Source organism: Frondihabitans cladoniiphilus (genome assembly GCF_039544345.1).
Taxonomy (GTDB): domain Bacteria; phylum Actinomycetota; class Actinomycetes; order Actinomycetales; family Microbacteriaceae; genus Frondihabitans; species Frondihabitans cladoniiphilus.
This window is the reverse complement of the sequence record NZ_BAABLM010000001.1, coordinates 634,737-656,197: the sequence shown is the minus strand read 5'-3', so window position 1 is coordinate 656,197 and position 21,461 is coordinate 634,737. Positions and strand designations below refer to the sequence as shown.

Below are 21,461 nucleotides of genomic sequence, written 5' to 3'. Positions count from 1 at the left end.
TCAGCCGCCCGCGCAGGTCGACGCGCTGGGGGCGCCGCTCGTTCCGGCGCGGACCACGGCCACGGTCACGCACGCCTGTCCGGTGATCGCGCTCTTCTCGAGCCGGAAGCGGGCGGAGCGCTGCTGGGTGCCGCTGCCGCCGTCGACGCGCACGAGATACACGTCGCCGCGCTTCAGCCCGGGGTCGCTCCAGGTGAACTCGACGGCGTCGGAGGTCGTGTTGGCGCTGATGTGGGCGACTCGGGGGATGCTCGACCCGCCGCCGAGCCGGGGCACGACGAGGATCGCTGCCACGACGAGCACCACGGCCGCGAGGATGCTCGACCCGACCACGAGGGAACGGCGGCTGATTCGAGAGCCGGCCCGGGCATCCCCCGCGCTCGCCCTGACGACGGTGCCGTCGATCCTGCCGCGCGAGCCCGACACTGAGGATCGCCCACCGACGGATCGTCCGCGCGCGGACGCCTCGGGGGCACCCGACCCCGTCGAGGCCGAGACGTGGGAGCGTGTCGACGAGCGGGTGCGAGGTCGCCGCGTGGTGGCCGACGCCGTCGGGGCCTGCGCGACGGGAAGGGCGGCGGGCCCCGGTGCCTCGAGCACGCTCTCGTTCGGCAGCAGGAGGGGTGAGGGCCGCAGACCGAGCTCGGTCTCGACGAGCTGGAGCGAGCGGAGGACCGTCAGCACGGAGGCCGGCCGCAGCCCCGGGTCTTTCGACAGCGCCCGGAGGAGGGCGGTCTCGAGCGAGGCGGGGACGTCGGGTCGGCCGAGCGGGGCAGCGGGGGCGCGACCGAGGATGCGGCGCTGGATGGCTTCGAGGGTGTTCTCCTTGCCCGGCACCTCGAAGGGCGAGCGACCGGCGAGGAGCCCGTAGACCGTCGCTGCGAAGGCGTAGATCTCGCTCTTCACCGTGCCGTGGGTCTCGCCCCGGATCACCTCGGGTGCCGACCACGGCACGGAGAGCCCTCGGGTCTCCTGGCCCTCGGCCGCCGCGATGCTCGCGGCGATGCCGAAGTCGGAGAGGACCGGGCGACCGTAGGTCGTGTGCAGGATGTTCGACGGTTTGACGTCGCGATGCAGGAATCCGTCGCGGTGAGCGGTCTCGAGGACGCTTCCGACGGCCAGCGCGATCGGCAGCACTTCGGTGAGGGCGAGCCGTTCCGTGCGGTAGCGACCGCCGTAGGAGTCGGGGCAGTACTCCATCACGAGGTACGGGCGGCCGTCGGCGGCGATGCTCGCCTCGTAGACGGTCACCACGTCGGGGTGCGCCGACAGCTGCGCCATCATCGTCGCCTCGGCCAGGAACATCTGGCGGGCGTCGGCGTCGGCGACATCGGGCAGCAGCACCTTCACCGCCACCCGGCGGCGCGGCATGCTCTGCTCGTAGAGGAACACGTCGGCGAAACCCCCGGAGCCCAGGGGCCGGACGACGCTGTAGCCGGGAAGGACGGGGGCGGGCTCGGGCAACCTACTCGGCACGGTGCCCCTGGGCCGTCGAGCTGAGATGCGAGGCCGCCGGTACGACCTCGATCGTCACGTCGTCGGCCAGGGAGAGCCTCGTGCCCGCCGCGAGTGGCAGCGACTCCCCCGGCGTGAGTCGGTACGTCGGGCCGGCGGGCGGGGTGAGCTCGGTGCCGTTGGTGGACCAGAGGTCGCGCACCAGGAGGAGCCCGTCGTCGTCGACGAGCACCAGATGGGTGGCCGACACGTGCTCGGTGCGCGATCCGACGAACGCGAGCGCACCCTCTCGAGCGCCGCGCTCGGGCGGAACTGCCGGCGACCGACCGATGTACAGGGCACCGTCGATCGGGAAGAGTCGGGCGCCGGTGATGTCGGTGACGAGCACCTCGAACGCCGGGCCGGGCGCTGCGGTGCTGGGCGTCGCCGCGGGCGCGAGAAACGGTGGGATGCGCGGGGTGAACACCGTCTCGTCGAAGTCCGGTTCGGGCGGTGCGTTCCGTCTCGGCGTCAGCACCGTCGCGTCGAAATCCGCCTCGGGCTGCTCCGGCAGAGCCGGCTGCTCCGGCAGTGCGGCCGGCCGGGGCGTCAGCACGGTCTCGTCGAAGTCCGCTTCCGGCTCGGGTGCGACCAGCGGCTCCGGTGCGACCAGCAGCTCGGGTGCGACCAGCGACTCGGCATCCGTCGGCCCTTTGGCCGCGGCTGCGGCCGCCGGCGTGGGGCGCAGGGAAAGCACCCCGTCGACGAGATCGCTCGGGAGGCCGCCACCCGAGTAGGTGCGAAAGCCGGACGCCGTCTCGAGGTCGACCCGGGCCTCCTCACCCAGTGTGACTTGGACGACGCCCGTTTCACCCTGTCGAACGGCGAGGGATGCACGGGCCGAGTGGTCGACGGACAGCGCCACGGTCGCGGGCTCGGCCCACGCCATGGACCACCCGCGATTCACCGCAGTCGTACTCCCCATTTGCTACCCCTAGCCCGTCTGGTTCCGGTCCACCCACCCTAGCCGCGCCCTCTCCCCCGCCCCAAAACCCCATACGGGGGCATGTTCCCGCGGTCTTCCCAAGGTCGGCGCTTGTACGGGCCCCATTTGGCCCTCGACTCCAAAACATGCCGCTCAATCGCCGCGCAGGCCGTCGTTTCTGGAGTCGGACCCGCCGTGGGCCGCAATTCCGGACGCCGAACCGGCGTCGACCTGGTTCACACTGAGGCCGCCGCCTACCAGTGCGTCCAGGCGATTTGACCGAGAAAGCCGTAGCAGGCCGTCTCTTCGTCGGGCCACACGAGGCGCTGGTCTTTGACGCCTCGCTGGCCGACGAAGGTTTCCCAGGAACCGTCAGGAAGTTCGACAAGGCACAGCGTCTCGTCGAACCCTTTCCCGATCGAATACAGACTGCGGTCGACCCGGGCGTCCTCGAGCTTGCGTTGCAAATCTCGAACGGTGAAGCCATTGGCTGTCACGTGATCTCCTTGATAAATCCGCGCTGAAACAGCACGGCGGCATGCCCTGGCAAGCCGGCCTGCTGTCAGCCCTTCCCACCCCGGCGCTTCGACAGTCGTCGGAGCGTGTCGGCCATCAATTCGTTCTTCCGAACCTCCAGTTGCTCGGGAGTGTGAGTGGACTTCTTGGGTACGGGGGTGGGTGCCGTGAGTTTTTTCCAGAGGTAGTCGCAGATCTCGTCCTCGGTCACAAACTCGACCGGTCGACCTTCGTAACTGAACTCTCGGAAGAATTCGTCCCGTCCATCGTTCACGTAGGACGTGTAGAACCCCTTCTCGAACACGATGTTGTGAGCCCACAGATCGAGGTCCCCTTGGGACATGTTGACGCGGTCCGGGTCTACGCCAGCCTGTCTCAGTCCAGCTTGCAGTTCAGTGAAGTTCACGGTGCTTCTCTGCGTAGCTCACGCCGGCATCGAACTTGTTCAGGCTGGCACCTCTGACTGCCACTGAGTCCAGGCCAGTCGCCCCAAGAAACCGAAACACGCCGCTTCCTCATCGGGCCAGACTCGCCTGTCCGTCTTCTCTCCCCGTTCCCCGATGAATGTCTCCCATTCACCTGTCGGCAGGGGAAGCAAGCAGAGCGAGTCGTCCATTTGCTCACCGAGGGAGTACAGCTCATGACTTATCCCGAGGTTCTCGAGCTTCTTCAGAAGACGAGAGGTGGTGAATCGAATCGGCACTAGAAGATCTCCTTGATGAAGCCGGCTTCAAGCAGGCTATCGATCGAATCCGCGGTCCAGATCTGCGGAGCCCCACCAGTCTTTCCCATCGCGTCAGCTGCGGGCCCGACCCATGCGGGCAGAGGGTGAAGGACTTCGAAACGGTGATAGCCCTCGAAGAGGCTGTAATCGGGAAGGGCTCGAGGAGGAAAGGCCGTGCCGCTCGGCGAGGTGAAGCGGCCGAAGCCCCCTCCGAATCGGTCGAATGTCGCACCAGGATGGAGAACTGCAGGAAGTCGACTTTCCGGCGAGGCGAATCCATCCGGATGGAGGGATGGATCCGGCCATGCCTCGGGACGTACCTCAGGACTTCCGTTCCACTTGAGTTTCCCGGTGGAGTACAGCGAGTCGTACTCTGCCCGCGAGCCACCGTTCCACAGCGAGAATCCCTCCGGCAAAAGGTCTTGGACCGGTTTAGCCGACTCTGGCAGACCCGCGCCCAACGGTTCCTGCGGGGGCCACTCTGCATCGAGGAGGTCTTCGCGAGGATGCACGAGGTCCCGCGTCCGGACCACCTCGCCGTCGGGACGAACGTGATCTACCCGACCGGGGAGAATCTCGATGTTCTCGTGGTGTCCGAAACCCTGGGCCAAGACACGAGCAGCGGACCGATCCTTGACAGCGGCGCGGGCGATGACAGCCCCCTCGCCCAGCATGCCGAACGCCGCCCCACCCACGAAGCCGCTGACTGCGGCATCCACCAGGTTCGCCTTCGGCTCCACGACCGCCGTGACGGCGACGTTGCCTGCGGCACCGCCGACCCCGTACTTGACCGATTTGCCCGCGAAAACGGCCACTTTCACGCCAATCTTCTCCGAAAGCGAAGCCGCCTTGAAGAACGCCGAACCGGCCTTGTAGACGTCGTCGGCGATCCGCAGCGCCGCCGAGGCCAGGCGGGCGATGAACGCCAGGATCCGCGACACGGACGCCGCGACCTCGGCTGCAGCCCCCGCAGCCGCCGCGGCGTCGGACAGACCGGCCGTCACCACCGTCAGGATCAGCCCGCCGGCCGCGGTCAGTTCGACCTGCAGCAGCAGCGACTCCAACTCCCGCTCGGTGTCGGTGTGCACCTGCTCGACGTGCGAGGCGAACGAGACGCAGGCCTCCCCCAGTGCGGCCGCCTGCGTCGCCAGGTCCGACGCGTGACTCTTCACGAGAGCGACGGTCGACTTGATGCTGCCCATCTCGGGCGTCTGCGACCCTGACAGCGAGTCGAGGATGGCCGTCGAGCGACCCGCCGCCGACTCCAGCTCCGCCCCGAGCGTCTTCCAGGCACGACCCGCACTCTTCAGCTCGCCCGTGTCGCCGTCGGGCCAGAGGTCGCCGATGAAGTTCGCCACGAGGTCGAAACCCGCCGCCCCGAACGAGCGAGAGCCGCCGGAGGCCGACGGCGGAGGTGCCGTGCACTCAGCGACCGGCGACGACGGGATCGAGGTTCCGGGAGCCATGCCGCTGTGACCGGAGGACAGCCAATCGGCCGTCGCGTAGTTCACCCCGGTCACGGCGAGGCCTGCGGCGACCTGCTCGAACGCGAGGACCAACCCGTCGAGACCGGCGAAGGCGTCGCCGGCGGCGCTGTCGTACGACGACGCCCATTTCACACCGGAAGGATCGGAACCGGCCATGCGAGAGAGACCGGCGAGGGATGCCCGTGCCGCGTCTCGAGCCGCCCGGATGGTCGACCCGGCGGAGCCCGCTGCCGCCGCCGCCCGCGCGAAGTCGTCGGTCTCGACGTCGATGACCTCCGAAGCCATCAGCCCCAGACCCCGCGGTTGGACTGGGCCGCTGCGGCATAGTTGGTGCTCGAGGTGGACGCCGCCTGATGCATGATCTGGACGCCCGCGGACATCTCGGCCGCCCCGCGAGCCCACTCGGCATGGAGGGCTTGGAAGCTGGCGGCCGCCGCGCCCGACCACTCGCCGGAGACCGTCGCGGCGATGCGGTCGATCTCGGTGAGCAGCGACTCGCAGAACTCGGCCAACGAAGCGAGAGTGACGATCGTCTGGTCGATCTCGGACACCTCGACGCGGAAGCGGGTCATCGGGCACCTCCGTTCGACGTCGCGGCGGACTGCGAAGCCGGAGCCGACACGACGCTCGACGACGTCGATTCGCGGGTCACTCCGGCCTCGGTCGCCTCGTATTGGATCGAGGCCTCGGCCAAGAGTCGAGAGATGCCTTCGAGGGCACGGCTGACCTTCGCCGCCCCGTCGGACCACTCGACCCAGCCCTTCTGGAAGGCCTCCGAGCCGGGGCCCGACCACGAACCGCCGACGAGTGCCGACACCGTCTGGTTCGCCGACGCATGCCGTGCGTCGAACTCGTCGACCATGTCGGCGACTCGCGCGCTCGCCCCGTGAACGGCCTCGGACGAGACCTCGAAATCAGCCATGGATGAAACCCCCGGAAGGACGCGTGCAGAAAGAACTGAGAGACCACGGCGGCGAGCCGAACCCACCGGGGGCCCGACGCGTCACCGTGCACGATCAGTCGACGCGAGTCGGCTACGACCGCGACCCGATGCACTGAAAGGTCAGCTGCGGAACGCGTTCGCGACGTTCGCCTCGGACTCGGCGTAGTAGCCGGCGGCCTTGCTGAGGAGGTTGGCGATGCCTGCGAGCGACTCGTTGAGCTTCGTGCCGGCGGTGTTGAACTCGGTGTAGAGGTCGTTGAAGGCGGCGGAACCGCTGCCCTCCCATTCGGAACCGAGGCTCTCGACGAGGCTGCGGAGGTGCGACAGAGTCGCCTGGACATCGCTCGAACCGCTGGAGAGCTGGCTCGCGGTGGAGGCGAGGCTGTCGGATGAGACCTTGTACTGAGCCATGTGGTTACCCCTTCGTTGGGCGCGGCCTGGCGGTGGAACTGTTCCCCCGAACTGGTGGACCACGCTGATCGTCTCGACCTGGGAAACCGGCCGATGCCGACGACCCTACACCGCGAAGACGCCGAGAAACGAACCAATGCAGACGTATCGTTCTACCTCGACGATCGAGAATTCGGAGGGCCGTGGGATGCACGTGCTCAGCAGGCGGGAACCCCGCCGTCGAACGGGGTCAGTGACCGCCCGCGCCCGGCTTCTCGTCGTAGGCGTCGGAGTTCGATGCGAGTCCGACGAACGCCAGGACGCACGCGATCAGAGTGAGGAGCGCGATGCCCGCCAGGAAGAGGTGGAAGAAGAGGACCAGTGCGGCGTCGTTCACGGCGTCGTCCTTTCGGGAGGGATGGTGGGTCGGACAGCGGTCGCGGTGGAGCCGGTGGGGCGGGCGGGACTTGAACCCGCGCATCGTTCCGTTATGAGCAGAGTGCCTTGACCAGCTTGGCTACCGCCCCGCGCCTCCTCCGGCCCCGTCTAGGAAGCGGACGGTGCGGCGGCGGCTTCGGCGACCGGAATGGCCACCGATTCTCCACGATACAGCTTCTCGAAGGTGTCGAGAGTCCGGTCGATGTCGTGCGGTTCGATCATCGCGAGACTGGCTCGACGCATGGCGAGGTAGTCGTCGTCGCTCTTCGTCAGCACCGCCGTGAGCTTCGCCGCGAGGTCGTCGACGTCGCCCGGCCGGAACAGGTAGCCGTTCGAACCGTCGTCGACGAGGTGGGGCAGAGCCATGGCGTCGGCCACGACGATCGGCAGACCGGACGCCATCGCCTCGAGCGAGGCGATGCTCTGGAGTTCCGCAGTCGAGGGCATCGCGAACACCGCGCCGTCGGTGAGTGTGCGGCGCAGCTCCTCGTCGGAGAGGTACCCGGCGAACTTCACCCGGTCACCGAGACCGAGGTCGATGGACGTCTGCGTCAGCTTGTTCAGGAGGTCGCCGCCGCCGACGACCGTGAGCGTCGTGTTGAGGGCCGGGTCGAGCTTCGTCATGGCCTTGAGCAGCACGTCGATGTTCTTCTCCGCCGTCACGCGCCCGACGAACACGATGTCGTTGGTCGTCGGGCGGTCGAAGCGCGGCGTGTAGTCGGAGGCCTTGATACCGCAGGAGATCGCGTAGACGCCCGTGATGCCGATCGCCTCTTCGAGGAACACGGCTGCCTTGCGAGTCGGTGTCGTGATCGCCTGGACGAGCTTGTAGGTGTTCGCCGCGTCTTTCCAGGCGATCTTCGCGATGCGGTTCAGCAGCGACCGGGGCATCGGCGGAGCGTGCTCGATCAGATTGTCGGGCATGAAGTGGTTCGTGGCGATGGTTCGGATGCCGCGATCGTGAGCCACCTTCGCGAGACCGCGCCCGATCACGATGTGCGACTGGATGTGCACCACATCGGCGGAGAAGCCGTTGAGGATCCGGCGGGAGTGGAACTGGACGGTCCACGGCGTCGCGAACCGGAGCCAGTCGTGGAGCGGCCATCGCGTGGAGTTGAGTCGGTGGACTGTCAGCGTCGCGTCGCCGTGCTCTTCGCGGAAAGTGCCGTGACGCCGCGTGGCGGCCGGCGCGATGATGTGCACGTCGTGGCCCCGGTCGGCCAGGCCGATCGCGAGTCGTTCCGTGAAGTTGGCTGCGCCGTTGACGTCCGGCGGGAACGTGTCGCCGGCGATGACGATGCGGAGCGGGTGCTTGGACGCGACCGAGGCCTCGGCGGCGCGCGGCGCTTCCGCCGTCGATTGGTCGTCTGGGGAGGCTTTCGGCACTGTGTTCTGGCGTCCTAACCGGGTCAGGGATCGAGCGGTGGGTCGTCTGGGCGGCTCCAGGCTAGCTCAGGCACGTGTCTGTGGATGGTATTTCGCGAGTTGGAACACGCCGTAGACCGCGATCGCCCCGGCGATGACGAAGAGGACCCCGGCGTACCACGGGGCCGTGGCGGCTTCCCCGAGCACGATGATCCCGATGCCCACGGCGACCATCGGGTCGACGACCGTCAGCCCCGCGATGACCAGGTCGGGCGGCCCGGACGAATAGGCGTTCTGCACGAAGTACCCGCCGAGGACTGCCGCTCCGAGGAGGAACAGGATGCAGACCGCGGTGAGGGCGTTGAAGCTGTGCGACTCGATGCGGTTGATGACGACCTTCGCCAGCGTCGCCACGAAGCCGTAGAGGAAGCCCGCGCCGATGATGTAGAAGAGCGCACGGATCCGCCGACGGAACCGGGTGAAAGCCGTGGCGAACACCACGAGCACGATCGCGAGGATGACGAGGACCGTGACGAGCTCGCCATTGGTGATCGGTTTCTCGGTGGCCGTGAACGCGGCGACGGTCACGAAGATCGCGACGCCGCCCACGCAGAAGGCGATGGCCCGTTTGGATGCACGGTCCAGCCGCTGATGGGTGGCCCGGGCGTTGATCACCGAGGTCACGACCAGCGCGACCGCACCCAGGGGCTGGACGACGATGAGCGGGGCGAAGCTCAGGCTCGTGAGCTGGAACACCGTCGCCAGACCCAGCATCAGCGTGCCGATGACCCACGACGGCCGACCGATCAGCCGGAGGAGCTGCTTGACACTCAATCCCTTCGAGGCTCCGCCGGAGGCCTTCTCGACCTTCGACACCCCTCGGTGCTGGAGCTGCGCCCCGACCGACAGGAAGATCGCCCCGACCAGTGCGATCGGGATCCCCAGGGCTTGGTGCGGCGTCAAGGAGACGGGCGACGTCACGGAGGCGAGGACGAGGAGCACTCGCCCAAGGTACCTGTACGTCCTCCAAGAAAGTGCTCAGGCGAACCCGCGAGGCGCGCACCGGATGCGCGTCGATAGGCTTTCCGCATGTCCGTACGACCCATTCGAATCACCGGCGACCCCGCCCTCCACGAGCCCGCCGAAGCCGTCACCGAGTTCGGCCCCGAACTCCGCGAGCTCGTCCTCGACATGTTCACGACGATGGACGAAGCCCCGGGCGTCGGCCTGGCCGGACCTCAGGTCGGCGTCGGCCTCCGCCTGTTCGTCTACTCGTACGTCGACGACGACGGAGTCTCCTGGCGGGGCGAGGCCATCAACCCCACGCTCTGGCAATCGCCCCTCACGATCGAGCCCCTCGACGACGAGGAGGAATCCGAGGGGTGCCTCTCCATCCCCGGTGAGCGCTACCCCCTCCGCCGAGCCGAGGGCGTCATCCTCCGAGCCGTCGACATCAACGGCGAACCGTTCGAGATCGAAGCGCACGGTTGGCTCGCCCGGATCTTCCAACACGAGTACGACCACCTCGACGGGGTCCTCTACGCCGATCGGCTCGAGCTCCCGTTCGCCAAGGCTGTCACCAAGGTGATCCGCAAGAAGGGCTGGGGCGTTCCCGGCCACGACTGGACCCCCGGGCTCGACCACCCCGAAGGCTGACTCGCCGACCCGGGCACAATGGTCCGAACCAGGTCTGGGAGCCTGCTACAGTTGTGGTCGCTGTTGAACACCACAGCGAACATTCCTCGATAGCTCAATTGGCAGAGCAGCCGGCTGTTAACCGGCAGGTTCTTGGTTCGAGTCCAAGTCGGGGAGCTAAGGCCTCGCGGCTCCACCCGCGGGGCCTTTTTGCGTTAGCCTCGCTGCGCTCGGCTCCCGGCGGGACCGCTCAGTGCTTGTTTTGGGTCGCTCCGCTCCCGTGCGCTGCGCGCGGGCCTTTTTGCGCGCGAGCACCGCTGAACACACGGCAGCGGCGCGAACCTGCCGCCTAGGCGATGGGTTCACGCCGCTGAGATGTATTCGAGCGCGACCTGCCGCGGACTAGTAGCCCTGGGCGGGATCGACCACGCCGATGAACTCGCCGTCGCCACCGAGAGCTGCGACGTTGTGCCGGATCCGCTCGGCGAGGAGCGGCGCCACCATGTCCGGGGTGTCGGCCTGATGCGGCGTGATCAGGGCGCGCGGCTCGCTCCAGAGCGGATGCCCGTCGGGCAGGGGCTCGGGAGACGTGACGTCGAGGCCGGCTCCCCAGATGCCCTTCGCTGCCAGGGCGTCGACCAGGGCATCCGTGTCCACCAGCCCGCCCCGGGCGATGTTCACGAGCACGGCAGTCGGCTTCATGATCTCGAACTCGTGGGCGCCGAACATCTTCGACGTGTCGTCGGTCATGGCCGCGGCGACGATCACCACGTCGGCGTCGGGGAGGACGTCTGCCAGGGAGGACGAGGCCACCGTGCGAGCGGCCCCTGGAACCGGCTCGGTGCTGCGACGGACGACCGTGATCGAGACGTCGAAGGGGGCGAGCAGCCGCAAGACCTCCAGCCCGATGCCACCCGCGCCGACCACGACGACGTTGGCCCCGTAGAGGGAGATGCCCTCTGGCTCGGTCGCCCAGCTCGTCGCCCGGACACGCTTCGGGAAGACCCGGAGCAGCGCCAGGGTCAGAGCCACTGCGTGCTCTGCGACTGGCTCCGAATAGGCGCCCTTGGCGCTCGTCCAGAGCGGCTTCGGTTTGTCGGCGTACTTCGCGAAGATCGGCGCGAACATGTCGACGCCCGCCATCGGCAGCTGGACCCACTCGATCGACGGGTGTTTCGTCAGCACCTCGTCGAGCTCGTCGATGGCCTTGTGCGAGAGCCACACGAGCCCACGGGTGTCGTCGTCGATACCGGAGACCGTGCCTCCCCCGGCCTCGATGGCTTCGACGATGTGGTCGGCGGACTCGGGACCCACCGCGACCGGCCCGGGACTCGGCCGGTGCTCGGCCGCGACGACGGGTGACGGGGTGAGGACGGGACGGTGACCTCGGGCGGCGGAGGCGGTGTCGGACATGGGTGCCTTTCTCAGGGAGGAGTCGAGACTCGGGGATCAGTCGAGCCGGTGCTGTTTGGGGCGCCGGGACTCGGGCGGGATGATGTCGATCGGCGTCGTCTGCGACAGCACCTTCACGTAGGGGTCGACGGTGTCGTCGAGGACGTCGTCGATCCCACCGACGCCGACGAGATGACCGGCGCGGAGGACGGCGATCCGGTCGGCGACCGCCCGAGCCTCGGCCACCGACGAGGTGACGACCACGGCGGAGAACCGGCGATCGACCTGCAGGGTGCGCAGGAGTTCGAGCACGGACCGGCGGACGAGGACGTCGACGCCGCGCGCCGGCTCGTCGGCGATGAGGAGTCGCGGCTCCAAGACGAGGCTCCGCGCAAGGGCGATGCGCTGGCGCTGGCCGGCGCTCAGCTCCCAGGTCTGCTTCAACAGGGTCGAGAGCGGGAGTTGCACGCCGTCGACGAGAGTCGCGACCAGACGCCCGGCCTCCTTACGGTCGAACCGCCGATCCCGCTCGTACAGGGGCTCGGCGACGGCCTCCCCGACGGTGAGGTTCGGATCGAGTCGATCGCCGGCGTTCTGCGAGAGGTAGCCGACCTGCCCTGTGAGCCGGTCTCGAGCCCGGCTCGACAGCGAGGCGGTGGGCCGGCCCATCACCGTCAGCGTGCCCCCGGCCTGTTGCGGGAACCCCTCGACCGGCCTCCCCTTCTGGGCGTTCCCGGCGAAGGCCAGCGCCAGGGTCGACTTGCCCGAGCCGCTCTCACCGAGCACGCCGAGGATCTCCCCGGTCGCCACTCGGAGCGTCACGCCGTCGACTGCTCGGACGGCGGGACGCCCGCCCCGAGCCGGATAGACCAACGACAGGTCGTCGGTCTCGATGACCCACTCCCCCGGGGCGGCCACGGTCAGCGCCGCCCGTCGAGCAGGGCCAGGGCCTCGCGGCGGCTCTCCTGCTCGACCGGGTCGGGCACCGGCAGAGAGGCGAGGAGCCGTTTGGTGTAGTCGTGCTGCGGTGCGCCGAGCACCTGATCGTTCGGGCCGCTCTCGATGAGGTCGCCGTGGAACAGGACCCCGATGCGATCCGCCAGCATGTTGACCACGGCGAGATCGTGGCTGATGAAGAGGGCCGCGAAGCCGAGGTCCTTCTGGAGCTCGGCGAAGAGTTCGAGCACCCGTGCCTGCACGGAGACGTCCAGTGCGCTGGTCGGCTCGTCGGCGATCAGCAGCGACGGCTCGAGAGCGAGGGAGCGCGCGAGACTGGCCCGCTGCCGCTGTCCGCCGCTGAGTTCGTGCGGGTAGCGGTCGCCGAACGCCTTCGGCAACTGGACGGCCTCCATCAACTCGTCGACCCGCGAGCGGGCGGCCCGGGCATCCCGCGCCCTGCCATGGACGATCAGCGGCTCGGCGACGCATTCGGCGATGGTGAGAAGCGGGTTGAAGCTCGAGGCCGGGTCTTGGAAGACGAACCCGATGTCGGCGCGCTTCGGCTTGAAGTCGCGTTCGCGGACACCGTTCATCTCGATGCCCAGCACCTCGAGCGACCCGCCGGTGACGCGAGTCAGACCCGCGATCGCCCGACCGATCGTGGTCTTGCCGGAGCCGCTCTCGCCGACCAGACCGAGCACCTGGCCGCGGGCGATGGTGAAGTCCACGCCTTTGACGGCGCGGAAGCCGCCTCGGCCGAGACGGCCGGGGTATTCGATCTCGAGCCCCCGGGCCCGGACGACGACCTCGTCGGTGTCGAGAGGGGCCGCCTGATGGCCACGGGGGATGAGCGTGGGAACGGATCCGAGGAGGCGCTTCGTGTAGTCGTCCTGAGGGCTCGCGAAGAGCGTGCGGGAGTCCGCCTGCTCCACGACCTTGCCCAGGTACATGACCGCCACCCGGTCGGCGAGGTCGGCGACGACGCCCATGTTGTGAGTGATCAGGACGATCGCCGCGCCGAACTCGTCGCGGCAGCGGCGGAGGAGGTCGAGGATCTCCGCCTGCACGGTGACGTCGAGAGCGGTGGTGGGCTCGTCGGCGACGATCACGGACGGGTTCAGCACGAGGGCCATGGCGATGACGACCCGCTGTTTCTGCCCGCCCGAGAACTGGTGCGGGTAGTAGTCGACACGGGTCTCGGGGTCGGGGATGCCGACCCGCCCGAGGATGTCGATCGCGCGTTTGCGGGCCTCCTTCTTCGAGACCTTGCCGTGCGCCCGGATGCCCTCGGCGATCTGCCAGCCGACGGTGAAGACGGGGTTGAGCGCGGTGGACGGCTCTTGGAAGACCATGGCTACATCGGTGCCGCGGAGCTCGCGGACCCGCTTCGGGCCGACGGAGAGGACGTCTTCGCCGGTCAGGAGGACGGCGCCGGACGCCACTGCCGTCTCGGGGAGGAGGCCGAGGATCGTCTTCGCCGTCACCGTCTTGCCGCTGCCCGACTCCCCCACGATGGCCAGCACCTCGCCGGCGCGGACGTCGAGCGTGACGCCCTGGACGGCGCGGACGTCGCCGCCGTCCGTGGCGAAGGTCACCTCGAGGTCGCGGATGTCGACGGCCTTGAGGCGGTCGTCGTCGATGCGGCGTGCGTCGCCGGCATTGCTGGCGTTGCGTCCGTCGCCGGCGTTGCGTGCGTCGCTCATGCGGTGGCCTCCTCGGTGGTTCCGGTGCCGGGACCGGTCGTGCCGGTGCCGGTGCTGCCGCCGGCTGTCGTCTCGGTCGAGGCTACGACGGATTTCTTGCGGCGGGCCCGACGGCGGGTGCGCAGACGCGGGTCGGCGAGGTCGTTCAGGCTCTCGCCGACGAGTGTGACGCCGAGAACGAGCATGACGATGGCGAGGCCCGGGAAGAGGCCGGTCCACCAGATGCCGCTGGCCGCGTCGGAGAGCGCGTTGTTCAGGTCGTAGCCCCACTCGGCCGCAGCGGTCGGGCCGATGCCGAACCCGAGGAAGCCGAGCGACGCGAGCGTCAGGATCGCCTCGGAGGCGTTGAGCGTCAGGATCAGAGGGAGGCTGCGGGTCGAGTTGCGGAGCACGTGCTTGAACATGATGCGGCTCGTGCTCGTGCCGATGACCTTCGACGATTCCACGAACGCCTCGGACTTGAGGCGGACGGCCTCGGCGCGGACCACGCGGAAGTACTGCGGCACGAAGACCACGGTGATGGAGATCGCCGCCGACAGGATGCCGCCGATGTAGCTGGAGTTGCCTCCGCTGATGACGATGGAGACGACGATGGCCAGGAGGAGCGACGGGAACGCGTAGACCGCGTCGGCGATGACCACGAGGACTCGGTCGAGCCAGCCGCCGAGGTAGCCGGAGACCAGGCCGAGGACGACGCCGATCACCACCGAGATGACGACGGCGAGGATGACGACGCTCACCGCGGTCCGGGCTCCCCAGACGACACGGCTGAAGACGTCGTAGCCGCCGACGGTGGTTCCCCAGATGAAGGTGGAGTCGGGCGAGGCCTGACGGGGGAAGCTGCCGAACTTGTTGGACAGCTCGCCGAAGCCGTAGGGGGCGATGAGCGGCGCGAAGATCGCTGCGATGAGGAACACCGCGCAGATCACGATGCCGACCACGAGCATCCCCCGTTGGAGACCGACGCTTCGGCGGAGCTGTTTGACGACGGGGAGGCGCTTCCAGAGCGGGACGGCGCGGCCCTCGGGCGTTGTTGCGGACATGGTCTAGTACCTCACCCGGGGGTCGATGAACGCGGCGATCACGTCGACGATGAAGTTGGTCACTGCGACGATCACCGCCAGAAGCGCGACGATGCCCTGCACGGCGACGAAGTCGCGAGCGGACAGGTACTGCTGGAGCTCGAAGCCCAGCCCTCGCCACCCGAAGGTGGTCTCGGTCAGGACCGAGCCGCCCAGCAGCATGGCGATCTGCAGGCCCATCACCGTGATGATCGGGATGAGGGCCGGCTTGAGGGCGTGGGCACCGACCAGGCGGAACTCGTTGACGCCCCGGGAACGGGCCGCGTCGACGTACTCGGCTCCGAGGGTGCCCATCACGTTGGTGCGGACGAGGCGCAGGAAGACGCCGCCGGTGATGAGGCCGAGGGCGGTCGCCGGCATGACCGCGTGAAGCAGCACGTCGCCGATGATCTGCCCGTTGCCGGTGCGGATCGCGTCGATGAGATAGATGCCGGTGGGATTCGGGATGTTGCCGAGAGCCAGCTCGACGCGAGTGCTGGCCCGCCCGCCGAGAGGCAGGATGCCCAACCACACCGAGAACACGAGCTGCAGCAGCAGTCCGGCGAAGAAGACGGGGGTCGCGTAGGTGAAGATGGCGAAGACGCGGAGGATCACATCGGGCCAGCGGTCCCGGAGGTACGCCGCGAGCATGCCGAGGGGGACGCCCACGATGAGGGCGATGATCAGACCGTAGAAGACCAGCTCGAGGGTGGCGCCGCCGTAGGTCAGCAGGATCGTGGAGATCTTCTGGTGGTCGGTCAGGGTGGTTCCGAAGTCTCCCCGGGCGAGCTGCCCGAGGTACTCGCCGTACTGCACGATGATCGGCCGGTCGTAGCCCGCCGCATGGAGGCGCTCTTGCAGCTGCGACGGCGTCAGGCGGCCGCCCACCGAGGCCGTGATCGGGTTGCCGACCACGCGCATCAGGAAGAACACCAGCGTCACGAGGATGAAGACGGTGGGGAAGATCAGCAGGAAACGGATCAGGACGTAGCGACCCAGCCCTCCCCCACGGGTCTTCCCTTTGGACGGAGCGCCGACCGATGGAGCGGTGGGCGAGGTGTCGTTGACGACGGTCACGGAGACGTTCGCTTTCGTTGGGGCCGGGGGTTGTTCGGTGGGCGCTCGCCTGCTGGTTCGGCAGCGGGCCGGATTTGCTGGTGCGGGCGGCTGGCGGCGTGACACAAGGATGGGGTGCCCACCTGGTCTGCGCCAGGTCGAGCACCCCACCCGCTCACGTGATCGATCGCCTCAGCGACCGGTCACGCTTCGATCACTTCGACAGTGCGGCGTAGCGGAACTTGAACGAGGCGTCGAGCGTCGTGTCGACACCCTTGACGTCCTTGCCCGACACCGCGACCTGAGCACCCTGGAGCAGCGGCAACGTCGAGATGTCGCCGGCCTCGAGCGTCTGGATCTGCTCGATGTCCGCGGTGCGGGCCGAGGTGTCGGTCTCGCTGCGCTGCTTCTCGATGAGGGCGTTGACGGCGGGGTTGCTGTAGTGGTTCAGCAGGAACCCGCCGGGGACCTCCTGGCCGGACGAGTCGGCCGACGGCAGGAAGAACGGCGTCAGGTAGTTGTCGGCGTCGCTGTAGTCGGGGAACCAGCCGAGCTGGTACAGCGGGTAGGCGTCTTTCGTGCGCTGCGTGCTGTACGTGTCGTAGAGGGTCGACTGCAGGTTGACCGTGAACAGGCCGGTCGCCTCGAGCTGCGACTTGATCAGCGCGTACTCCTCGTCGGAGGAGGCGCCGTAGTGGTCGGGCGTGTACTGGAGGTTCAGCGCGACGGGGGTCGTGACGCCCGCGGCGGCCAGCGTGGCCTTGGCCTTGGACACGTCGGGCGCGCCCTTGCCGTCGCCGTAGAGGGTGGCGAACGGCTTGATGGCTCCGGTCAGGCCGTCGGGCACCGGCGAGTACAGAGGCGTGTAGCTGCCCTTGTAGACCTGGCTCGACAGGGCGGCGCGGTCGATCGAGTCGGCCACGCCCTGGCGGACGGCCAGTGCCTTCGCGGAGTCGGCGTCGGCCGTCTTCGCGCCGTAGGGCATCGTGTCGAAGTTGAACACGATGTAGCGGATCTCGCCGCCGGGGCCGTTGTGGACCGTCAACTTCGAGTCGCTCTTGAGCGACGAGATGTCCGTCGGGCTCAGCGAGCGGTAGGCGACGTCGACGTCGCCCTTCTGCACGGCCAGCTTGAGGCTGGTCTCGCTGGTGAAGTACTGAGCGGTGATGCTCGACTCCTTCGGCGTGCCGAGGAGACCCTTGTAGCCGGTGAAGGCCTTGTACTCGATGAGCTGCTTGGGCTTGTAGGACGTGATCGAGTACTGCCCGGCGAAGCCCTCGCCCTTGACGATCGCGGAGTCGGAGGTGACCTTGGTGGCGCTGAAGACCTGCTCGTCGACGATCGGGCCGGCCGGGCTCGAGAGCACCTGCGGCCAGGTCTGGTCGTTGGCCGACTTGAGGGTGAAGACGACCGTGGTGGCGTTGGGGGCAGCCGTGCTCTTGAGGTTGCTCAGCAGCGAGGAGGGGCCGTTCGCGTCGGCGATGGAGAGCTGACGGTCGAAGCTGAACTTCACGTCGGACGAGGTGAGCGCGTCGCCGTTGGCGAACTTCAGCCCCTTCTTGAGCGTGACGGTGTACTCGGTCGGCGAGGTGAACTTCGCGCTGGTGGCGATGTCCGGCTTGACCTCGGGCGACCCGTACGGCGTGTTCATGAGGAACGGGTAGACCTGGTTCATCACCGCGAAGGAGCCGTTGTCGTAGGCCCCGGCGGGGTCGAGCGAGGTGATGACGTCGGACGTGCCGACGATCAGGCCGTTCAGGTCGGTGCTGGACGAGCTACCGGACGCGCAGCCCGCGAGCACCAGTGCGGTGGCGGCTGCGCCTCCGACGGCGACGAGCAGGCGCTTGCCCATCGAAGAATTCGATTTCAAGGTGGTGACCCCTTTGTGTAGGTGCGTGAAGACCCGTCCCGCAAGAGCTGCTGCGACCCGCGGACGGGGGTGAATCATTGGTAACACACGGCGGGGACCGTGCTGAAATTCAGCGGGAAGTGTTTACAGGCCCGCAATGAGAGCCGAGGCTACCCCGGCAACGGCGCAGATTCGTTGCGTCGACACCGGTGTGGCGGCTCATTCGTTGCGAAGGACACGCCTCGCGGCCTCGACCTCGACCACCTGGGTGGCAAGCAGCCGGTACGCGTCAGGAGCCGCCTTGGCGTCGGTGCGATGCATCTTGCCGAGCAGTTCCGCCTTCTTGCGCAGCAGATCGCGCTCGACCAGGGAGGACAGTATGCCCTCGCAGTAGACGGCCATGTCGTGCCCCTCCCGCTCGGGCAGCGGGCCGACCGCGAGCTCTTGCACGAGGCGGACGAACGGCGCCGGGGTCTGCGCCAGGACGGCCTCGATCCAGTTCGCGGAATCGAGTTGATCGAGGCTGGCGGCGACAGCGTCTCTGACCACGGCGAGCGAGCCGTTGACGAACACCGCGAAGGCGGCGTGCGTCGTCAGGTCGCGGCTGGCCGCTGTCGGGTGCTGCAGGATGGCCATCAGGGCGTCGCGCTCCATGCGGGTCGACGTGTCGCCGGGGAGACGGAGGATGCTCGGACCGTCGTCTTCGGCGGGTGCCACCTCGGGCAGGCTCGTGATGCTCTGCCGCGAAGGGTCGCTCGAGGGTGCGAGTCGCTCGATCGCCTTCGGCGCGGTGGCCAGCGACCGGGCGCGGTCGACGACGGGACGGACGTCGACCTCGGGATCGAGACCGAGCCAGCCGGCGAGATTGCGCACGTAGCCCTTGTAGAGCGAGCTGTCGCGGATCGTGGCCACCACGGGAGCACTTGCATTGAGGGCGGCCGCACGGCCCTCGACGGTCTCGAGGTCGTGACCGACCAGGCTCTGCCGGATCATGAACTCGAACATGGGCTGCTTGCTGTCCATGAGTCGACGGACGGCGTCGTCGCCGCGATTGAGCCGGAGGTCGCAGGGGTCGAACCCTTCGGGGGCGATGGCGACGAACGTCTGGGCCGTGAAACGCTGCTCTTCGGCGAAGGCCCTGCTCGCTGCCTTCTGGCCGGCGGCGTCGGGGTCGAAGGTGAAGACGATCTCGCCGGGAGCCGACGGGGCGGGTCCGTTCTCGCCCCGCACCGAGGTGGGAGCGGACCCCCGGGCGTCGCCCAGCATCGGACGCAGCAGCTTGATGTGCTCGACGCCGAACGACGTGCCGCACGTGGCGACGGCCGTCGTCACACCGGCGAGGTGGCAGGCCATGACGTCGGTGTAGCCCTCGACGATCACGACGCGCTTGCTCTTGGAGATGTCGCGCCGGGCGAGGTCGAGCCCGTAGAGGACCTGCGACTTGTGGTAGATCGGGGTCTCGGGGGTGTTCAGGTATTTGGGGCCGTTGTCGTCCTCCAAGAGTTTGCGCGCGCCGAAGCCGATCGTGGCACCGGTCACGTCTCGGATCGGCCAGAGGAGCCGCCCTCGGAACCGGTCGTAGACGTTGCGGTCGCCCTGGCTGAGGAGACCGGCCGTGAGCTGCTCCTCTTCGGTGAAGCCGCGTCCTTTCAGGTGGCTACGCAACGAGTCGAACGATTTGGGCGCGAAGCCCACGCCGAAGCGCTGGGCGGCCGCCGGATCGAAACCGCGCTCGCCCAGGAACCGGCGCGCGGGATCGGCCTCGGCACTGGTGAGCTGCTCGGCGAAGTACTCTCGGGCCGCCTCGTTGGCCGCGAGGAGCCGGGCTCGGTTGCCGTGGTCGCTGGCCTGTGCGCCGTCTTCGTAGTGCAGGGTGAAGTTGATGCGGGCGGCCATGCGCTCGACGGCCTCTTGGAAGGTCGTGTGGTCGGTCTTCTGGATGAAGCTGAAGACGTCGCCGTCTTCGCCGCAGCCGAAGCAGTGGTACCGCCCGACCTGAGGGCGCACGTGGAAGCTGGGGCTGCGCTCGTCGTGGAAGGGGCAGAGCCCCTTCATCGAACCGATGCCGGCCCCCTTGAGGCTGACGTAGTCGGAGACCACATCGGCGATGTTGACCCGGGACCGGACCTCGTCGATGTCGCCCCTCTTGATCAGCCCAGCCACGGCACGATCCTAGACGTGGCCGCCGACATCGGACGGCCCCTCTCGATGGTGCCTCGCTCGAGCGTCATCGGCGGACGAGACGGTCGTGCCAGGCCATCGCACTCTGGTCGGTGAGGGACGCGACCTGGTCGACGACGACGCGCCTCCGGGCGGTGTCGTCCGCCGCGAGGGACCAGTCGGTGGCGAAACCGGGATCGAGTTCGCTCGGCCCCGAGGCCCAGAGGGCGTCGGCGAGACCGGTCAGCAGCTCGCGCTGTTCGACGTAGATGGGCTGTCGGGTGTTCTGGGTCATGACGAAGGCGGCGACGATGCCCTTGAGCGCGGCGATCTCGCCGATGATGTCGGGCGGGATCACGACGCTGGCCGAGAACCGGATCAGGCTCTTGCCGGCGTACGACTCGCGCGTCGCGTGGGTGGCCGATGCCGCGAACCGGCCGATCAGCTGACTGGTGAGGTTCTTGAGGCGCGCCTGCGCCAGCCGACCGCCGTCGTAGTCGTCGAGCCAGACGTCGAGGGAGCGCAGTCGATCGAACGCCTCGGTCAGCTCGTCGCGACTCAACTCGCCGCCCACCCAGGCGTGCATGGCCGAGATGAGTTCGTCGTGCCCGATCGTGCCGGCCAGCGAGGCCACGTCGATGTAGCCGTTCACGACGGCGTCTTCGAAGTCGTGCACCGAATACGCGATGTCGTCGCTGAGGTCCATGACCTGCGCCTCGATGCAGCGCTGGCGTCGCGGCGCCCCGAGTCGCAGCCACTCGAAGGCGGGGGTGTCGTCGTCGTAGAAGCCGAACTTCATGCGCCCGCTCGGGTCGGGGATGCCGTGAGCGGCCGGCCACGGGTATTTGCAGCTCGCATCGAGACTCGCGCGGGTGAGGTTGAGGCCGTAGCTCTGGCCGCCGGCCCCGATCACCTTGGGCTCGATGCGGGTGAGGAGGCGCAGCGTCTGAGCGTTGCCCTCGAAGCCGCCGATCTCGGCAGCCCAGTCGTTGAGGGCCTTCTCGCCGTTGTGGCCGAACGGAGGATGCCCCAGGTCGTGGGCGAGGCATGCCGTGTCGACGACGTCGGGGTCGAGGCCCAGGCTGGTCGCCAGCTCTCGGCCGACCTGGGCGACCTCGAGGGAGTGGGTCAACCGGTTGCGGGCGAAGTCGAGACCAGCCGTCGGGCTGAGCACCTGGGTCTTGGCCGCCAGGCGCCGGAGCGCACTGGAATGGAGCAGCCGTGCTCGATCGCGGGCGAAGTCGCTGCGGCGATTGGAATGCTGCTCGGGAAGCCACCGTTCGGTGTCGACGGCCTCGTAGCCGAGGTTCTCGGATTCGACGGACAGGGTGTGCGAGCTGGACGGGGCGGAGCCGGTCACGGGGGCCCTTCGAGAGCGTGGACG

20 protein-coding genes and 2 tRNA genes are annotated in these 21,461 nt (G+C 68.3%); 2 read left to right on the top strand and 20 right to left on the bottom strand.

The window, feature by feature from the left end; all coding sequences use genetic code 11:
* From ABEA39_RS03090 to ABEA39_RS03035, 12 genes are all read right to left on the bottom strand, one after another.
* Positions 1-1,476, bottom strand: a complete 1,476-nt coding sequence (locus tag ABEA39_RS03090) for a serine/threonine-protein kinase (protein WP_345373084.1) — start codon at positions 1,474-1,476, stop codon at positions 1-3.
* Positions 1,466-2,419 (bottom strand): hypothetical protein, encoded by a 954-nt coding sequence (locus ABEA39_RS03085; RefSeq protein ID WP_345373082.1) that lies wholly within the window; start codon positions 2,417-2,419, stop codon positions 1,466-1,468. Before ABEA39_RS03085 ends, ABEA39_RS03090 begins: the two co-directional genes overlap by 11 nt.
* Before the next feature lie 254 nt (positions 2,420-2,673).
* Positions 2,674-2,916 (bottom strand): hypothetical protein, encoded by a 243-nt coding sequence (locus tag ABEA39_RS03080; protein WP_345373080.1) that lies wholly within the window; start codon positions 2,914-2,916, stop codon positions 2,674-2,676.
* Between the two features lie 65 nt (positions 2,917-2,981).
* Complete coding sequence (locus ABEA39_RS03075) at positions 2,982-3,341, bottom strand: hypothetical protein (RefSeq protein ID WP_345373078.1); 360 nt, start codon at positions 3,339-3,341, stop codon at positions 2,982-2,984.
* A 296-nt stretch (positions 3,342-3,637) separates the two neighbouring features.
* A complete protein-coding gene (locus ABEA39_RS03070) occupies positions 3,638-5,017 on the bottom strand; it encodes a TNT domain-containing protein (RefSeq protein ID WP_345373076.1) in 1,380 nt (459 codons plus the stop codon).
* 413 nt (positions 5,018-5,430) lie between these two features.
* A complete protein-coding gene (locus tag ABEA39_RS03065) occupies positions 5,431-5,718 on the bottom strand; it encodes a WXG100 family type VII secretion target (protein WP_345373074.1) in 288 nt (95 codons plus the stop codon).
* Positions 5,715-6,068, bottom strand: a complete 354-nt coding sequence (locus ABEA39_RS03060; protein WP_345373072.1) for a WXG100 family type VII secretion target — start codon at positions 6,066-6,068, stop codon at positions 5,715-5,717. Before ABEA39_RS03060 ends, ABEA39_RS03065 begins: the two co-directional genes overlap by 4 nt.
* Positions 6,069-6,209: 141 nt before the next feature.
* Complete coding sequence (locus ABEA39_RS03055; RefSeq protein ID WP_345373070.1) at positions 6,210-6,500, bottom strand: WXG100 family type VII secretion target; 291 nt, start codon at positions 6,498-6,500, stop codon at positions 6,210-6,212.
* Between the two features lie 229 nt (positions 6,501-6,729).
* Positions 6,730-6,876, bottom strand: coding sequence for a hypothetical protein (locus ABEA39_RS03050; RefSeq protein ID WP_345373068.1), 147 nt, complete (start codon positions 6,874-6,876; stop codon positions 6,730-6,732).
* Positions 6,877-6,931: 55 nt separating this feature from the next.
* Positions 6,932-7,006, bottom strand: a tRNA-Ile gene (locus tag ABEA39_RS03045).
* 19 nt (positions 7,007-7,025) lie between these two features.
* Complete coding sequence (locus tag ABEA39_RS03040) at positions 7,026-8,303, bottom strand: glycosyltransferase (protein WP_345373065.1); 1,278 nt, start codon at positions 8,301-8,303, stop codon at positions 7,026-7,028.
* 66 nt (positions 8,304-8,369) lie between these two features.
* Positions 8,370-9,284, bottom strand: coding sequence for a DMT family transporter (locus ABEA39_RS03035; RefSeq protein ID WP_345373062.1), 915 nt, complete (start codon positions 9,282-9,284; stop codon positions 8,370-8,372).
* An 87-nt stretch (positions 9,285-9,371) separates the two neighbouring features.
* On the opposite strand from ABEA39_RS03035, the gene def reads away from it, so the two are divergent.
* Positions 9,372-9,938 carry a peptide deformylase gene (gene def / locus ABEA39_RS03030; protein WP_345373059.1) on the top strand — a complete coding sequence of 189 codons (567 nt, stop codon included), beginning with the start codon at positions 9,372-9,374 and terminating at the stop codon, positions 9,936-9,938.
* Between the two features lie 83 nt (positions 9,939-10,021).
* Positions 10,022-10,094: transfer RNA gene (locus ABEA39_RS03025), tRNA-Asn, on the top strand.
* A 225-nt stretch (positions 10,095-10,319) separates the two neighbouring features.
* Here ABEA39_RS03025 and ABEA39_RS03020 read toward each other — a convergent pair.
* The 8 genes from ABEA39_RS03020 to ABEA39_RS02985 all read right to left on the bottom strand — a co-directional run bounded on the left by ABEA39_RS03020 (position 10,320) and on the right by ABEA39_RS02985 (position 21,437).
* A complete protein-coding gene (locus tag ABEA39_RS03020) occupies positions 10,320-11,330 on the bottom strand; it encodes a D-isomer specific 2-hydroxyacid dehydrogenase family protein (protein ID WP_345373057.1) in 1,011 nt (336 codons plus the stop codon).
* A gap of 36 nt (positions 11,331-11,366) precedes the next feature.
* Complete coding sequence (locus tag ABEA39_RS03015; RefSeq protein ID WP_345373055.1) at positions 11,367-12,227, bottom strand: ATP-binding cassette domain-containing protein; 861 nt, start codon at positions 12,225-12,227, stop codon at positions 11,367-11,369.
* A 2-nt stretch (positions 12,228-12,229) separates the two neighbouring features.
* Positions 12,230-13,951 (bottom strand): ABC transporter ATP-binding protein, encoded by a 1,722-nt coding sequence (locus ABEA39_RS03010; RefSeq protein ID WP_345373053.1) that lies wholly within the window; start codon positions 13,949-13,951, stop codon positions 12,230-12,232.
* A complete protein-coding gene (locus ABEA39_RS03005; RefSeq protein WP_345373051.1) occupies positions 13,948-14,994 on the bottom strand; it encodes an ABC transporter permease in 1,047 nt (348 codons plus the stop codon). Before ABEA39_RS03005 ends, ABEA39_RS03010 begins: the two co-directional genes overlap by 4 nt.
* A gap of 3 nt (positions 14,995-14,997) precedes the next feature.
* A complete protein-coding gene (locus ABEA39_RS03000) occupies positions 14,998-16,089 on the bottom strand; it encodes an ABC transporter permease (protein ID WP_425556900.1) in 1,092 nt (363 codons plus the stop codon).
* 193 nt (positions 16,090-16,282) lie between these two features.
* Positions 16,283-17,920, bottom strand: a complete 1,638-nt coding sequence (locus ABEA39_RS02995; RefSeq protein WP_345373048.1) for an ABC transporter substrate-binding protein — start codon at positions 17,918-17,920, stop codon at positions 16,283-16,285.
* A 216-nt stretch (positions 17,921-18,136) separates the two neighbouring features.
* A complete protein-coding gene (gene dnaG / locus ABEA39_RS02990; protein ID WP_345373045.1) occupies positions 18,137-20,080 on the bottom strand; it encodes a DNA primase in 1,944 nt (647 codons plus the stop codon).
* A gap of 64 nt (positions 20,081-20,144) precedes the next feature.
* Positions 20,145-21,437 (bottom strand): deoxyguanosinetriphosphate triphosphohydrolase, encoded by a 1,293-nt coding sequence (locus ABEA39_RS02985; protein ID WP_425556899.1) that lies wholly within the window; start codon positions 21,435-21,437, stop codon positions 20,145-20,147.
* Between the last annotated feature and the right edge of the window lie 24 nt (positions 21,438-21,461).